We start from the raw sequence: 16027 nt of genomic DNA on the forward strand, positions 1-16027 counted from the left end.
AATTTTAATGAGGAGGCATTTGATGCCTACTAAGTCAAAGAAACGTAAAAGTAAAAAAACATTAGTTATAGTAGAATCGCCGGCAAAGGCCAAGACGATTGAAAAATATTTAGGTCGTAATTATCGTGTAATTGCTTCTAAAGGACATATTCGCGATTTGCCCAAGTCACAAATGGGCATTGATTTTGACAATGATTACAAGCCAAAATATATTTCGATTCGCGGCAAAGGCGACACAATTAAGGAATTAAAGTCGGAAGCTAAGAAGGCCAAAGATGTGTATCTGGCATCCGACCCCGATCGTGAAGGAGAAGCAATCGCGTGGCATGTTGCTCATGCGTTAAACTTAGACGATACGGCCAAGAACCGGGTAACTTTTAATGAGGTTACCAAGGATGCCGTTAAGGAAAGCTTTAAGCATCCCCGGGCAATTGATATGGATACGGTTAATGCCCAGCAGGCACGGCGGATTCTTGACCGAATAGTGGGTTATTCACTATCCCCGATTTTATGGGATAAGGTTAAGAAGGGCTTGAGTGCTGGCCGGGTACAGTCAGTTGCCTTAAAATTGGTAATTGACCGCGAAAAGGAAATCAAGAACTTCAAGCCGGAAGAGTATTGGACAATTGATGCCGAATTTAAAAAGGATCAGAAAGCTTTCAAGTCACAATTTTGGGGTGTTGACGGCAAAAAGAAGGAACTGCCAAATAATGAGGCCGTTCAGGACGTTTTAGCCAAAATCGATAAGAAACAGCCGTTTAATGTCATTAAAGTCGTTGCCCGTGAACGGCGCCGGCAGCCTGCTGCACCATTTACAACTTCGACAATGCAGCAGGAAGCCAATAAGCGGCTTAATTACCGGACAAGACGGACAATGAGTATTGCCCAACAGCTCTATGAAGGAATTAGCTTGGGTAAAGAAGGAACAGTTGGTTTAATTACCTATATGAGAACCGACTCTAAGCGGACATCACCGATTGCGCAAGCTGAGGCATCCAAGTTTTTAAATGAAAAATATGGTAAGGAATATGCCGCAAAGGGTCAGCGGCACTTCAAGAATGCTCAAGATGCCCAAGATGCCCATGAGGCAATTAGACCTACCAGTATTTATCGGACACCGGAATCGCTTAAAGATGTTTTAACCACTGAGCAATACCGGCTGTATAAGTTAATTTGGTCACGCTTTTTGGCTAGTGAAATGACACCAGCTGTTTATGACACAGTCAGAGCTGATATTGAGCAAAATGGTGTTACTTTCAGAACAACTGGTTCGAAGATGAAGTTTCCTGGATTTACCAAGGTTTACGATAATCAACAGGAAAACAATGTCGAATTGCCAGATTTAAATGAAGGCGATCAAGTTAAGTTAGTTAAGTCGGATAACAAGCAGCACTTTACGTTGCCGCCAGCACGATACACTGAAGCTAGCTTGGTTCGTTCACTTGAAGAGAATGGCGTCGGCCGGCCATCGACATACGCACCAACCATTGATACGATTCAAAGACGCTATTATGTCAAACTTGAGGGTAAGGCAATTGTCCCAACAGAATTAGGTGAAATTGTTGATGACTTAATTGAGAAGTTCTTCCCTGACATTGTTAACGTTGATTTTACCGCGCAATTGGAAAATGACCTCGATAGTGTCGAAGAGGGTAAGAAAGATTGGGTCAAGGTCATTGACGAGTATTACCACCCATTCAAAAAGGAGCTTGATAAGGCAGATGCCGATATTAAGAAGGTTCAGATTAAGGATGAACCGGCTGGTTTTAACTGCGACATCTGCGGGGCACCAATGGTCATTAAGATGGGCCGGTACGGTAAGTTCTATGCTTGCTCGCGCTTCCCTGATTGCCGTAATACCAAGGCAATTGTGAAGAAGATTGGTGTCACTTGTCCGAAATGTGGCAAGGGGGATGTTGTCGAAAAGAAATCTAAGCGTAACCGTAAATTCTTTGGCTGTTCCCGTTATCCAGAATGTGACTTTGTCTCATGGGATAAACCGATAAACCGCAATTGTCCTAATGATGGTCACTTTTTGGTTGAAAAGAAAAACAAAAAAGGCCTGGTTGTTCTTTGTCCTAACGGCGACTATAAGGAAGAGCCTAAGGATGAAGGCGCTGTAAAAGAAAGTTAAATTTAAGTTAATATCATCAAGTCAGACATGGTTTGATGATATTCTTGTATTTAGAAAAATATTTTTTAGAAAAGGAATATCTTAGAATGCCTAAAAATGTAACAGTAATTGGTGGTGGACTTGCCGGTAGTGAGGCAACCTGGCAGTTAGCAAAGCGTGGAATCCAGGTTGACCTGTACGAAATGCGACCTACAAAGTTAACGCCAGCACATAAGACTGGCAACTTTGCGGAATTAGTCTGCACCAACTCGATGCGGTCCAACCAGTTGTCAAATGCCGTTGGCTTGTTAAAAGAAGAAATGCGGCAGTTAGACTCACTTATTTTGGAAGCTGCTGACAAGACACAGGTTCCTGCTGGCGGTGCATTAGCCGTTGATCGGGATAAATTTAGCGAGTATGTCACTGAAAAGTTACACTCACTGCCTAATGTGACCTTTCATGATGAAGAAATCACGGCTATTCCTCAAGATGGAATTACAGTGATTGCAACAGGACCACTAACAAGTGATGCTTTAGCTGGTCAAATTCAGCAATTTTCTGGAACTGACAGCCTGCACTTTTTTGATGCGGCAGCACCAATTGTGGCTGCTGATTCGATCGATCAAGACATTGTTTATAAAAAGTCACGCTATGACCGCGGGGAAGCTGCTTATCTGAACTGCCCAATGACTAAAGAAGAATATGATCGCTTTGCTCAAGAATTGGTTAATGCGGAAACTGCGGAAATGCACGGCTTTGAAAATAGTGATGTGTTTGAGGGCTGTATGCCAATAGAGGTTATGGCTGCTCGGGGAAGCAAAACCATGTTGTTCGGTCCTTTGAAGCCAGTTGGTCTGGAAGACCCGCATACTGGTAAGACACCATATGCTGTTGTTCAATTGCGGCAAGATAATGCTTCTGCTTCGATGTATAATATTGTTGGCTTTCAAACTCACTTAAAATACGGTGAGCAAAAGCGGGTCTTTTCAATGATTCCGGGATTAGCCGATGCGCGGTTTGTCCGTTATGGTAAAATGCACCGCAATACTTATATGGCTTCACCAGAGGTCTTAACTGCCAGTTACGAAGCTAAAAAGCAACCGGGGTTGTTCTTTGCCGGTCAAATGACTGGGGTTGAAGGCTATGTTGAAAGTGCCGGCAGTGGTTTGGTTGCTGGAATTAATGCCGCTAGACGGGCGATGAGTGAAGATACTGTTGCCTTTCCTAAAGTGACAGCACTTGGTTCAATGGCTAATTACGTCACTACAACTAGTGCGAAGCATTTTCAGCCAATGAATGCCAGCTTTGCCCTTATTCCGGGGCTTGAAGGTAAAAAAATCCGGAATAAGCGTGAACGGCACGAAAAGATTAGTGAACGTGGTTTAGCAAGTTTGGCTAAATTTAAAGAGGAAGTCTTGGGTTAAATGTCAACGCAGGATCAAGAATTGCAAAGCTTTATTTCTTATTTGCAAAATGAGCGGCATTACAGCAGCAAAACGATTAAGTCTTACCAAACTGATTTGCTTGAGGCAAAGGCATTTTGGCAGGCTAATGGTGGTTTTGTGTCGTGGCAAAAGATTAGTGAACGTGATGTTGAGATTTTTTTACAAAGTCTTGCAGAGCGAAACTTAACGCGAACGACACAAGCGCGGAAGATGTCTAGCTTACGGTCATTTTATCGTTTTTTAGTGCGACGTAAGGTTGTCAAGGTTAATCCAACACAGACGATTACGCTGCGCAAAAAGAACCGTAAGCTGCCACAATTTTTCTATACTCCGGAAATGAAGCAGGTTTTTGCGACTTTAACGGCGACTGATCCACTAACGGAGCGCAACCTTGCAATGTTTGAATTGTTTTATACAACTGGCATGCGGGTAAGCGAAGTTAGTGAATTAAAAATCGGGCAGCTGGATTTGGACCTAAAAGTTATTCTGGTTCATGGTAAAGGCAATAAGGATCGTTATGTGGCCTTTGATGAGCAAACCAAAACAGCTTTGGTGCAGTATCTCACAGATGCACGGCCGCAGCTTCTTGGTCAGCAAGATGATACCCAGACAGTCTTTTTAAATAATCAGGGTCACCCAATTACGCCGCGGGGAATTGAATATGTCATGCAAAAAGTATTTAATAAGGCGGGGGTTAGCGGTAAGGTGCATCCCCACGAATTGCGGCACTCATTTGCGACGGCAATGCTTAATAATGGCGCCGACTTACGCAGTGTGCAAGAATTACTGGGGCATGCCAATTTATCGACAACTCAAATATATACCCATGTTACAATGAGCCACTTACAGGCTAATTACGAGCAGTTTTTTACTCGTAATAATCAGAAAGATGAGGCAAAATAATGACAACAATTTGTTCAGTAAAATTTAATGGTAAAACAGCAATTGCCGGTGACGGTCAAGTTACCTTGGGTGAAAAGGTAATCGCCAAGGCAACAGCTAAAAAGATTCGCCGGATCTATCATGACCGCGTTGTAATCGGCTTTGCCGGCGGTGTAGCTGATGCCGTTAGTCTGCAGGACATGTTGGAAGGCAAACTCGAAGCTTTTGGCGGTGATCTGCGCCGGGCAGCTGTTGAGATGGCACAATCATGGCGTAAGGATGCAACATTGCAAAAGTTAGATGCGATGCTCATTGCGTTTGATGAAAAAGACTTATTATTGATTTCTGGAAACGGTGAAGTGCTGGAACCAGATGAAAACGTTGTTGCCATCGGTTCTGGTGGTAACTTTGCGCAAGCTGCCGCAATTGCTTTAACGAGACATTCGTCGGGGATGTCAGCAGAAGAAATTGCCCATGAAGCCGTTGAAATTGCTTCGGGAATTGATATTTTTACTGATAATCAAATTATTACGGATGAACTCTAATTAGGAGAAAAATTCATGGAAATAAAAACGCCAAAGCAAATTGTAAATTTGCTAAATGAATACATTATTGGGCAAGATGAAGCTAAAAAGTCGGTTGCGATTGCACTTTATAACCGTTACCGCCGCATGCAATTGCCAAAGAAAATGCAGGAGGATATTACTCCGAAGAACTTGCTGATGGCTGGTCCAACTGGTGTTGGTAAGACCGAAATTGCACGGCGGCTAGCCGCAATTGTCGATGCACCTTTTGTTAAGGTTGAAGCAACTAAGTTTACCGAAGTTGGTTATGTCGGCCGCGATGTTGAATCAATGGTGCGTGACTTAGTTAATGAAGCTGTGCGGATGGAAGAAAAAGATCAATTTGACCATGTGCGCGCTCAAGCAGCTAAAGAAGTTAATAAGACTTTGGTACGGTTATTAGTACCCGGCATTAAGCATGAAAAACATCAAAATCAGATGCAGGAAATGCAAAATATGATGTCAATGTTAATGGGCAGCGGACAAGACGATCAGCATTCTAAAGATGCCGACCAAGAAGAAGTAACTGATGAAATTCGCAACCAACGGTTAACGGTCGCTGAACAATTAAGCAAGGGGCTATTAGAAGACCGTGAAGTTACGATTGAGGTCGAACAGGCACCAAAAGTTAACCCAATGGGTGACATGATGGGACAAATGGGTATTGATATGAGTTCCATGCTAAGCGATTTGGTACCTAAGAAGAAGGTTAAGCGAACTTTACCGGTAAAAGATGCCCGTGAAGTCTTAATTCAAGAAGAATCACATAAGTTGATTGACTACGACACGCTTTACCAAAAGGCCATTGAGCGGACTACCAACAACGGGATTATCTTTATTGATGAAATTGATAAGATTACTTCCGGTAATAAGAAAAATTCTGGTGAAGTTTCCCGTGAAGGTGTCCAACGTGACATTCTGCCAATAGTTGAAGGTTCAACCGTGCAGACAAAGTATGGCCCAGTTTCAACCGACCATATTCTCTTTATTGCCGCAGGAGCATTCGCTGAAACTAAGCCAAGCGATTTAATTCCTGAATTGCAAGGACGGTTTCCAATTAGAGTGGAACTGAATGCTTTGTCTAAGGATGACTTCGTTAAAATTCTTAAGGATCCGGAAGACTCGCTCTTAGAGCAGTATGTAGCTTTATTAAAGGCTGACGGAATTAAATTAATCTTTACACAAGAAGCTGTTGAACGGATTGCCCAGATTGCCTTCGATGTTAACCAAGGTACAGATAATATTGGTGCTAGACGACTGTCGACAATCCTTGAAAAATTGCTTGAAGACGTTTTGTATGAAGGCCCAGACATGGAAATGGGTGAAATTACGGTAACTGAAGCATATGTTAATGGAAAACTTAGTGATATAATAACAAATAAAGATTTAACTAAGTTTATTCTTTAACAAAGGATGATGAGTGAGATGGACTACATTATCAAAAATACAATTTTAAAAGTTGTTATTTCAAGTAAGGGTGCTGAACTGCAAAGCGTTAAGAGCCAGCATAGCGGCTATGAATACCTCTGGCAGGCAGATCCTAATGTCTGGGGACGCCATGCGCCGGTATTATTTCCAATCGTTGGCCGGCTTAAAAATGATGAGTATACCTACCAGGGTAAGACTTATCATATGACGCAGCATGGCTTTGCTCGTGACATGGAGTTTAGCGTTGAACAGCAGACGGCAGAGAGTATTACCTTTTTGCTTAAGGATACTCCCGAAACAAGAAAGATTTATCCGTTTAAGTTTGAATTGCGGGTCAATTACAATTTGTTAAATAACTTGCTTGAAGAGAACTTTAGCGTGACGAATAAGTCAGCTGGAGAAATGATTTTTGGTATTGGTGGCCATCCGGGATTTAATATTCCAACGACTAACTCAATTACTAAAGAAGATTACTACTTTAGTACCAAGCCTTCGATTGCAAGAGTGCAAATTCCGTTAAAGGGTTCCTATTTAGACTGGGATAATCGCTCGCTAGCCTCAACCAACAGTCTGATTACGTTAAGCGATCACTTATTTAAGAATGACGCGTTGATTTTTCAGATGAAGGGCCATGACAATAAGGTCTCACTTAGAACGGAGACGAGTGATTTTCATGTTAATGTCTGGCTGCGGGATGCACCATTTGTCGGTGTTTGGTCACAATATCCGCAAACAGCCGACTATGTTTGTATTGAACCCTGGTGGGGAATTGCGGATCTAAGTGATACGAATGGTAAGTTAGAAGAAAAGTACGGCATGAACCATCTGGCTCAAGAAGATACTTTTACAGCAGGTTTTGGCATGGCTTTTCATGATCAAAATTAAGCAAAAAAGAGACACTAACGTGTCTCTTTTTACTTATAATTAACGCTTGCGAACAATTGTTCGAATAGCTATAATATAAAAGCCAGTAAACTAAGGTTTAACTGGCTGTATTTATTTCTAGTTTATAATTTGTGGTGCCGCTTTTTATACCAATAAAGCAAACCGAACGGGATGATATTCTCACTGTGGTGCTCAAGGCGCTTAATGTTATCGCGATGTCTTGTAAAAAGAATAATGAGCATCACGCCCGCAATAATGGTTAAGAAAATATCGTGAAAGAAAAATGACGCGATAAATATTGCTGTAATTGCGATTAGGCTTGATAAGCTAACGTACGATGTGATAAAGACAAGCGGTAAAAAGATTGCCGCACAAACACCAAAGAATTGGAGATTGTAGCCTAAGAAGACACCGGCGCTGGTGGCTACTGCCTTTCCGCCCTTAAATTTAAGGAAGATCGAGAAGGTATGGCCTAAAACGGCTAACCCACCGCAAATTAGTAAAACATACTTAGGGTACGGTAAATGAAAGATGCGTGGCAGACAGGTTGCAAGTGTTCCCTTGAGAACATCGACAACTAGTACGAAGCTGCCCGCAACCGGTCCAAACACTCGAAATGAGTTGGTGGTACCGATATTTCCCGACCCGTATTTACGGATGTCCTCATGGAAGAATAATTTGCCGACAATTACCCCCGTCGGGAAGGATCCTATTAAGTATGCTAGAATAAATACCAGTAATAATTTCAAATTTATCATTTAAATCCTGCTCTCTTAGTGTATTAAAGCTATTTTAGCAAAAATTATCCAAGTTGGCGGTGAATTTTTAAATGATTTAATAACTGGAGGAGTTTATTTGGTTAAAACAAATAAAAAAACAAGTTCTTACGATGACTCGTCAATTCAGATTCTTCACGGTTTAGAAGCAGTCAGAAAACGGCCGGGGATGTATATCGGGTCAACTGACATCCATGGTCTAAATCAATTGGTTTACGAAATTGTCGATAACTCAGTTGATGAGGCAATGGCTGGCTATGGTAAAGAAATTGATGTGACAATTCATCAGGATAATAGCGTGACTGTGCGCGATTTTGGTCGAGGAATGCCAACAGGGATGCATAAGTCAGGAAAGCCGACGATTGAGGTTATCCTGACTGTTTTGCATGCCGGTGGTAAGTTTACTGAACAAAATTATAAGACATCAGGTGGTCTTCACGGTGTTGGTTCTTCTGTTGTTAATGCTTTATCCAGTTATCTAAAAGTTAGGGTTGTCCGTGACGGTAAAGCTTATGAAGAAGAGTTTGCTGACGGCGGTCATCCAGTAGGAACTTTGAAGTCACTGGGTAAGACTAAGGAAAAAACTGGAACAACAATTACGTTTAAGCCTGATGAAACTATTTTTTCAACGGTTAAGTATAAGTATGAAACGATTCAGGAACGTATTCGTGAGTCGGCATTCTTGTTAAAGGGTGTTCGGTTTGTTTTGACTGACGAACGTGAGCCGGAACATCATGATGATTTTAAGTACGATGACGGGATTAAGTCTTTTGTGTCTTATCTGAATGAAGGTAAAGACACTCTGAATGATGTTTTTTATTTTGAAGGCAAGCAAGACGGGATGGAAGTTGAGTTTAGTGGTCAATATAGTGACAGCTATTCAGAAAACCTAGTTTCGTTTGTTAATAATGTTCGCACCGCTGATGGTGGTACTCATGAAGTGGGTGCACGAAGTGGTTTTACGCGGGCGTTTAACGATTATGCCAAAAAGCAGGGTCTGCTGGGTAAAAAAGATAAAAATATTGATGGGTCTGACTATCGTGAAGGTCTTAGTGCCGTTCTTTCAGTAAAGATTCCGGAAGAATTGCTTGAGTTTGAAGGTCAAACTAAGGGTAAATTGGGCACACCGCAGGCACGTTCAGTGGTTGATACACTCGTTTACGAGAAGATGTCATATTACTTAATGGAAAATGGGGAGTTAGCCCAGGACTTGGTTAAGAAGGCGCAACGGGCGAGGGATGCTCGTGAAGCAGCCAAAAAGGCACGTAATGAAAGCCGTAATGGCAAAAAGCGCCGCAAGAAAGAAGTTTTGTCTGGGAAGTTAACGCCAGCGCAATCGCGTAATCCTAAAAAGAATGAATTATTCTTGGTTGAGGGTGATTCTGCCGGTGGTTCTGCTAAGCAAGGCCGAGACCGAAAGTTTCAAGCAATTTTGCCGCTGCGGGGTAAAGTTCTAAATACCCAAAAGGCTAAATTACAAGATATCTTCAAAAATGAAGAAATCAACACCATGATTTATACCATTGGTGCTGGAGTTGGTGCCGAATTTAAGGCAGAAGATTCTAATTATGACAAAGTAATTATCATGACGGATGCCGATGACGATGGTGCGCACATTCAAATTTTGCTGCTGACGTTTTTCTACCGGTACATGCGGCCAATGATTGAGCAAGGCAAGGTTTATATTGCCTTGCCGCCGCTTTATCGCCTGCAAAAGGGCCGCGGAAAAAAGGCACAAGTTAAGTATTCCTGGACCGATGAAGAATTAGCAACTGACGAAAAGAATATGGGTCGGGGCTATATGCTGCAAAGATTTAAGGGTCTGGGTGAAATGAATGCCGAACAGTTATGGCAGACAACCATGAATCCAGAATCCAGAATATTAATTCGGGTGAAGATAGATGATGCTGCCCTGGCTGAACGCCGCGTTACGACACTGATGGGTGACAAGGTTGCTGCTAGACGGAAATGGATTGAACAGAACGTTAAATTTAGAATGGGCGAGAACGCGTCAATCTTAGAAGAAGAAAATGAGTAAAGAGGTTTTTAATTAATGGCGATACAAGAACGAATTCGTGAAATGCCGCTTGAGCAGGTCATGGGTGAACGATTTGGACGATATTCCAAATACATCATTCAAGAACGGGCTCTACCGGATATTCGTGATGGCTTAAAGCCAGTGCAAAGAAGAATCCTTTACGCAATGTATCAGGATAATAACACTTACGACAAGCCGTTTAAAAAAGCAGCCAAGGCTGTAGGAAATATCATGGGTAACTTTCACCCACATGGCGACAGTTCGATTTATGGGGCGCTAGTTCACTTATCACAAGACTGGAAAATGCGCGAGCCGCTAGTTGAAATGCACGGTAACAATGGTTCAATGGATGGCGATGGTCCCGCAGCTATGCGTTATACGGAATCACGACTGAATAAGATTTCCAACATGCTGCTCCAGGATATTGATAAAGAAACCGTCAATATGGTGCTGAACTTCGATGACACGGAATATGAACCGACAGTTTTGCCAGCTAGATTTCCTAATTTACTGGTTAATGGTTCAACAGGAATTTCTTCAGGTTATGCGACTGATATTCCGCCACACAACTTGTCTGAAGTGATTGATGCCACGATATATTTATTGAAACATCCAGATGCTACGCTTGACGACCTGATGAAGTATGTTCAAGGCCCAGATTTTCCTACAGGGGCAATTGTCATGGGGCAAAAGGGACTGCGTGAAGCTTATGAAACTGGTCGCGGCCGGATCCAGGTTCGGGCTAAGACTTCAATTCAAGAAATCCGTGGCCACCGCCAAGAAATTGTGATTACCGAAATTCCATTTGCTGTCAATAAGGCCTTAATGGTTAAGAAAATGGATGAAATCCGCCTTAATAAGGAGATTGACGGGATTGCAGAAGTTCGTGATGAAACTGACCGTCACGGATTATCAATCGTTGTTGAACTTAAAAAGGATGCTGACGCGCAAAATATTTTGAATTATCTATTCAAGAATACTGAACTGCAAGTTTCTTATAACTTCAACATGGTTGCAATTGATAATATGACACCAGTTCAAGTGGGATTGAAGCATATTTTGGCTTCTTATCTTGACCACGAAAAAGATGTTGTCATCAAGCGAACTAAGTTTGACTTGAATAAGGCACAAAATCGTTTAGAAATCATTCAAGGATTAATCCACGCAATGGATATCTTAGATCAAGTGATTAAGGTTATTCGTGGATCGAAGAATAAAACTGACGCTAAGAAGAACTTGACTGCTAATTTTGACTTTACCTCAAGACAGGCAGAAGCGATTGTTTCCCTGCAACTGTATCGTATGACTAACACCGATGTTGATGCATTAGTTGCAGAACAGACGGACTTAAACGAAAAGGTCGACCAGTATCAACAATTGTTGTCTGATCCCAAGGTTTTGGACAAAGAAATTATTCGTGAATTATCAGCTGTTAAGCGTGAATTTGGCAATCCGCGGCGAACAGAAATTTCTACTGCCACTGCCAAAATTCAAATTGATGAACAAGCATTAGTGACTGATGAACAAGTTCGCGTTTTAATCAGTCGTGACGGCTATTTGAAGCGCTCGTCATTACGCTCATGGCAATCAAGTGACGATGCCGAAAACGGCTTACCAGATGGCGATGATGTTGTTTTTGAGAAGACAATCTCAACATTAGCTAGTCTGTACTTGTTTACCAACCGTGGTAATGTCATTTACCGCCCAGTCCATGAATTAGTTGAGGCCAAATGGAAAGAAACAGGGCAGCACTTGTCTCAGGAAATCGGCTTACCAAGTGATGAACAAGTAATTCGGGTTTTTGCGTTTGATAAGTTAGATAAAGAAGTCAACTTCTTGCTGGCTACCAATGATGGTTATATTAAGCAACTAGAGCTGGCTAATTTACAGCCAACGAGAACATATCGCTCTAGGGCAATGACTGCCATGAAAATGAAGTCAACAGAAAGCCAAGTGGTTCGCGTTGATGTTGTTCAGCCGGATACAAAAGCAGAAATCATTTTGTTCACGCGTGATGCTTATGCCGTTCGTTATGATGTAAGTGAAGTACCGACATCTGGCGCCAAGGCCATTGGGGTTAAATCAGTTAATTTGAAAGATGATGACTTTATCGTGTCTTACATTTTAATTGAGCCTGAATACCTGGGCTTAATTAAAGTTGGATTGATTACACAGCGTGGAGCTTTTAAGCAATTCAAGGCAGAACTAATTAACAAGGTATCACGGGCTAAGCGTGGAGTACTTGTCTTACGTGAATTAAAGACAAAGCCACACAGAATTTCTGCACTGGTATCTTATGGGCAAAATCACACTTTAAGTATTATTACTAGCAGTAAAAGAAAAGTAACATTACAAACTAATGAATATCCAGTGGGCGACCGTTATTCAAATGGTTCGTTTGTAATTGATACAATCAGTGATGGCGAGCCTGTCAGTTTACTGCTGGGTCAACCTTTATCTAATAATAATTAAAAGGCTTACAATTTATAAGCAGATTTTTAATAAAATATGTTTATAGTTGGGTTAAAAGTTTTTGAATTATACTTTGACATGAGCGTAATTTTATTTGATAATAGCATGTAAATATAAATATATTCTTGCTATGATAGAGGAAATTATTACATGCCTAAAACAGATACAATACTTTCAACTAAGTCCTTACATTATTTTTTACAATTAATTGATACGATGAATTACACGCAGGCTGCGCAAATATTGGGAATTACACAGCCGGCGTTGACGCAACAGATTAAAAAAATTGAACATGCAATTGGTACACCCTTGTTTGGTCAAATGGGTAAAAAGCTTTATTTAACTGAAGCTGGTAAGGAACTGCAGACTGGGGCAATTAAGTTATTGAACACAATTAACTCAGTTGTCAGCGGTATCCAAGAGTTTACTCAAGCTGACAAGGGTCAAGTCTCAATCGGTATCTTAGATAGCATTAACTCTGAAGTTTTGCGGCAGTTCTTGGTTGCTTTTAACCAAAAGAATCCTGATGTTACGCTTAATGTGACGTATTATGACCGCAAGAATTTGTGGTATAACTTGGACAATAACTTAATTGATATTGCAGTTATGTTCTTACCTGACAGTACCAAGAAGAGTCAGGCTGAATTACAACACCAATATGAACACTGCACGATTTATGAAGATCAATTGACGGTGTTAACTCATAAAGATACAGTTGAGGCAGGGCAGTCATACCCAATTTCTCGCTTTGCTCATCGCGAATGGGTTGCTTATCCAGATGATTTCTACTTAACACAATTAATGAAGAAAAAGCTTGGCGCTAAGACCAACGTCAAAGACTGCCTGACTGTTCCAATTAGTTTTTCAGCAACTGAGCAGTTAGTTAAGACAGCACAAGAGACTGATTACGATACGTTTGTCAGTGATGCATATTATCAAGCTCATAAAGATGAGATTACATTGACGCCAGTTCACTTAAAAGAAGTTAAACCATTTGCTGTGTCGTTAGTTTATCGTAAAGGCAAAAAAGATGTTCCGCGGATCAATAATATTTTGACCGAATTTAAAAATTTCTTGGATAAATAACGTCTATTAGCTAAAATAGAATAGAACGATTATTTTATAAAAGAAGAAAGAGGAAGATTAATGGAAAAAGAGTTAGTTTTTGGCCACCAAAATCCTGATACTGATGCGATTGGGACTGCGATAGCTTACGCATACTTACAAAACAAGTTGGGCTTTAACACCGAAGCTGTAGCATTGGGTGAACCTAACGATGAAACTGCCTATGCTTTAAAGAAGTTTGGCTTTGAAGCACCACGGGTAATTAAAACCGCTGCTAATGAAGTTGATAAGGTAATGCTTGTTGACCATAATGAGCCGCAACAGAGTGTTTCTGATATCGACCAGGTAACAGTAACTCACGTTGTTGACCACCACCGGATTATGAACTTTGACACTAGTTCACCACTGTTTTACTTAGCAGAACCTGTTGGTTGTACAAGTACAATTATGTGGAAGTTGTACAAGCACTTTGGTGTTGAAATTCCGCAAAACATTGCCGGAATTATGCTTTCCGCAATCATTTCTGACACTTTGCTGCTCAAGTCACCAACGACTACAGATGATGACAAAGAAGCTGTCGAAGCTTTGGCTAAGATTGCTGATGTTGACTACCAGACTTATGGTCTTGAAGAGTTAAAAGCTGGTACAAACATCGCTGCTAAGTCAGAAGAAGACTTAATTGATTTGGATGCTAAGAGTTTTGCTCTTAACGGCAAAAACGTCCGTGTTGCACAAATTAATGTTGTTGACTTGCCAGAAGCAATGGAACGTAAAGATGCCTTCTTAAAGACAATGCAAGAAGCATCAGCTGCTAACGGCTATGACATGTTTATGCTCTTGATTACTAATGTTCTTGATTCCGATTCAAAAGCTCTTGTAGTGGGCTCAGATGAGGCTCAAGCAGCATTTGAAAAGGCATTTGGTAAGGTTACCGATTCAGAAATCAGTTTACCAGGAGTTGTTTCGCGTAAGAAGCAAGTTGTCCCACCATTGACTGAAGCTTTTAATTAAACTTAAATATCAAAAAAGACGAAGTAGGGAATTAATCCTACTTCGTCTTTTTTGATATTTAAGTTTAAAAATTAATCTTTGTTAATTTCTTTGGCTAAAATGATGAAAGACTTGCATACGCGTTCAGCCTTTTCAGGAGCCATTTTTCTTAATTCGTTAAGAACCTTCTTGATGAATACTGGAGTATTATCTTGATGATTTTCCGCTTTAACTTCCTTAAAGCGGTAAGCGTTCATGATAATGTCCGGTGTAGTTGTGTTCAAAGCTCTGGCAATTGAGTCAAGCTTTTGAATACTAATGTTTTGGTTCTTAGTACGTTCAAGACGTGAGATAAAGTTAACTGACAAATCACTTAATTCAGCGAGATCCTCCTGTGTCAGCTTCTGTTCACGTCGACGACGGCATATTTCTTTTCCTAAATTTATACTCATGGAATAAACAACCCTTTCAAAAAATAAACTCTATCCTATATATTATAAAATAAATATATTACAAAATAAAACAATAAAATTAATAAGTGTAAGCTTTAAGTTTAACTAATAAATGTAAAACTTAAAACTCACTTTTAAAAACCCCAGATAGTATTGTAGGACATTTTGCTGAAAATTCAAATAAAAATGCACCTAGAAAAAGTCAACTTAAAATAAAAAAGGCAAAAAGTGGCAAATATTATCTTAAATGGGTAAATGGCTTGTTATATGGGAGTGTAGGATAGCAAGATTAAAGGATAGTTAATTATTAAATGTTATATATTTAAATTTAGTCAAGTAAGTGCTTTAAATTTAAATTTTTAAAGATAATTTTTATTAAATAGATAGATAAATTAAATAATTACTTGATTTAAGTGAATATTTATTAATTTTTAGTAGCCGAATTTTTCTTTCGGCAGCAATTATTTTATGAAGTTGTTTAGTGCAAATCCTTTTTTAGTGTTGTTATGTGGTGCAAGAAAAAATTAAGAGGAAAGAACTTGGGAAGGAGAATATAAAAGAGTAATTGGTAGAATTACGTAAGTAATAACTTCGTATAATATATATTATGTAAAGTAATATTGAAAAATCACTATAATTTGGAAGAGTCGCTGTTAATTGCTAGTAGTATGACAAATTGTTACTAATAAGATTATTTAGTTAATAAGCGGCAGCAAAATTAATTTTGTGAGCAGTAATCATTATTATTTATTGCTGAGATTGTAATTCTACGGTCAAATTAACTGGTTTTGCCCGATAACTGTCAAACTTAATTACCTAGTTTGGATTATTATTAAGAGTTTAAAGGCTAATAACAATAATTAATTGTAAGAGATTGGCAATTTGAAGATTGATGTTTGGTTGCTGATTGAAGCGACA

At 40.1% G+C, this 16027-nt stretch carries 12 protein-coding genes; 10 read left to right on the plus strand and 2 right to left on the minus strand.

The window, feature by feature from the left end; translation table 11 throughout:
- The first annotated feature begins 22 nt into the window (after nt 1–22).
- The 6 genes from topA to OZX58_RS04035 all read left to right on the plus strand — a co-directional run bounded on the left by topA (nt 23) and on the right by OZX58_RS04035 (nt 7316).
- Nucleotides 23–2134: a type I DNA topoisomerase gene (gene topA / locus OZX58_RS04010; protein WP_277141642.1), complete on the plus strand. Its 2112-nt coding sequence runs from the start codon at nt 23–25 to the stop codon at nt 2132–2134.
- Between the two features lie 86 nt (nt 2135–2220).
- Nucleotides 2221–3537 (plus strand): methylenetetrahydrofolate--tRNA-(uracil(54)-C(5))-methyltransferase (FADH(2)-oxidizing) TrmFO, encoded by a 1317-nt coding sequence (trmFO, locus tag OZX58_RS04015; RefSeq protein ID WP_277141644.1) that lies wholly within the window; start codon nt 2221–2223, stop codon nt 3535–3537.
- Nucleotides 3538–4461: a tyrosine recombinase XerC gene (gene xerC, locus OZX58_RS04020; protein ID WP_277141646.1), complete on the plus strand. Its 924-nt coding sequence runs from the start codon at nt 3538–3540 to the stop codon at nt 4459–4461.
- A complete protein-coding gene (hslV, locus tag OZX58_RS04025; protein ID WP_277129667.1) occupies nt 4461–4985 on the plus strand; it encodes an HslU--HslV peptidase proteolytic subunit in 525 nt (174 codons plus the stop codon). Before xerC ends, hslV begins: the two co-directional genes overlap by 1 nt.
- A gap of 15 nt (nt 4986–5000) precedes the next feature.
- Nucleotides 5001–6410: an ATP-dependent protease ATPase subunit HslU gene (gene hslU, locus OZX58_RS04030; protein ID WP_277141647.1), complete on the plus strand. Its 1410-nt coding sequence runs from the start codon at nt 5001–5003 to the stop codon at nt 6408–6410.
- A gap of 18 nt (nt 6411–6428) precedes the next feature.
- Nucleotides 6429–7316 (plus strand): aldose 1-epimerase family protein, encoded by an 888-nt coding sequence (locus OZX58_RS04035; protein ID WP_277129665.1) that lies wholly within the window; start codon nt 6429–6431, stop codon nt 7314–7316.
- Between the two features lie 122 nt (nt 7317–7438).
- Here the strand turns inward: OZX58_RS04035 and plsY are convergent, their stop codons facing one another.
- Complete coding sequence (gene plsY / locus OZX58_RS04040; protein ID WP_277141649.1) at nt 7439–8074, minus strand: glycerol-3-phosphate 1-O-acyltransferase PlsY; 636 nt, start codon at nt 8072–8074, stop codon at nt 7439–7441.
- Between the two features lie 97 nt (nt 8075–8171).
- Here plsY and parE point away from each other — a divergent pair, with 97 nt between their 5' ends.
- From parE to OZX58_RS04060, 4 genes are all read left to right on the plus strand, one after another.
- A complete protein-coding gene (gene parE, locus OZX58_RS04045) occupies nt 8172–10130 on the plus strand; it encodes a DNA topoisomerase IV subunit B (RefSeq protein WP_277141651.1) in 1959 nt (652 codons plus the stop codon).
- A 15-nt stretch (nt 10131–10145) separates the two neighbouring features.
- The gene (parC, locus tag OZX58_RS04050; RefSeq protein ID WP_277141653.1) at nt 10146–12602 is read left to right on the plus strand and encodes a DNA topoisomerase IV subunit A; all 2457 of its coding nucleotides are present in this window, start codon (nt 10146–10148) and stop codon (nt 12600–12602) included.
- A 150-nt stretch (nt 12603–12752) separates the two neighbouring features.
- A complete protein-coding gene (locus tag OZX58_RS04055; protein WP_277141655.1) occupies nt 12753–13688 on the plus strand; it encodes a LysR family transcriptional regulator in 936 nt (311 codons plus the stop codon).
- Between the two features lie 60 nt (nt 13689–13748).
- Entirely contained in the window at nt 13749–14678 is a 930-nt protein-coding gene (locus tag OZX58_RS04060; RefSeq protein ID WP_277141657.1) for a manganese-dependent inorganic pyrophosphatase, read from the plus strand.
- A gap of 71 nt (nt 14679–14749) precedes the next feature.
- On the opposite strand, the gene OZX58_RS04065 is transcribed toward OZX58_RS04060, so the two are convergent.
- Nucleotides 14750–15109, minus strand: a complete 360-nt coding sequence (locus tag OZX58_RS04065) for a helix-turn-helix transcriptional regulator (RefSeq protein ID WP_122018189.1) — start codon at nt 15107–15109, stop codon at nt 14750–14752.
- Between the last annotated feature and the right edge of the window lie 918 nt (nt 15110–16027).

The sequence above is a fragment of the Lactobacillus sp. ESL0680 genome, assembly GCF_029392855.1.
Lineage (GTDB): Bacteria > Bacillota > Bacilli > Lactobacillales > Lactobacillaceae > Lactobacillus.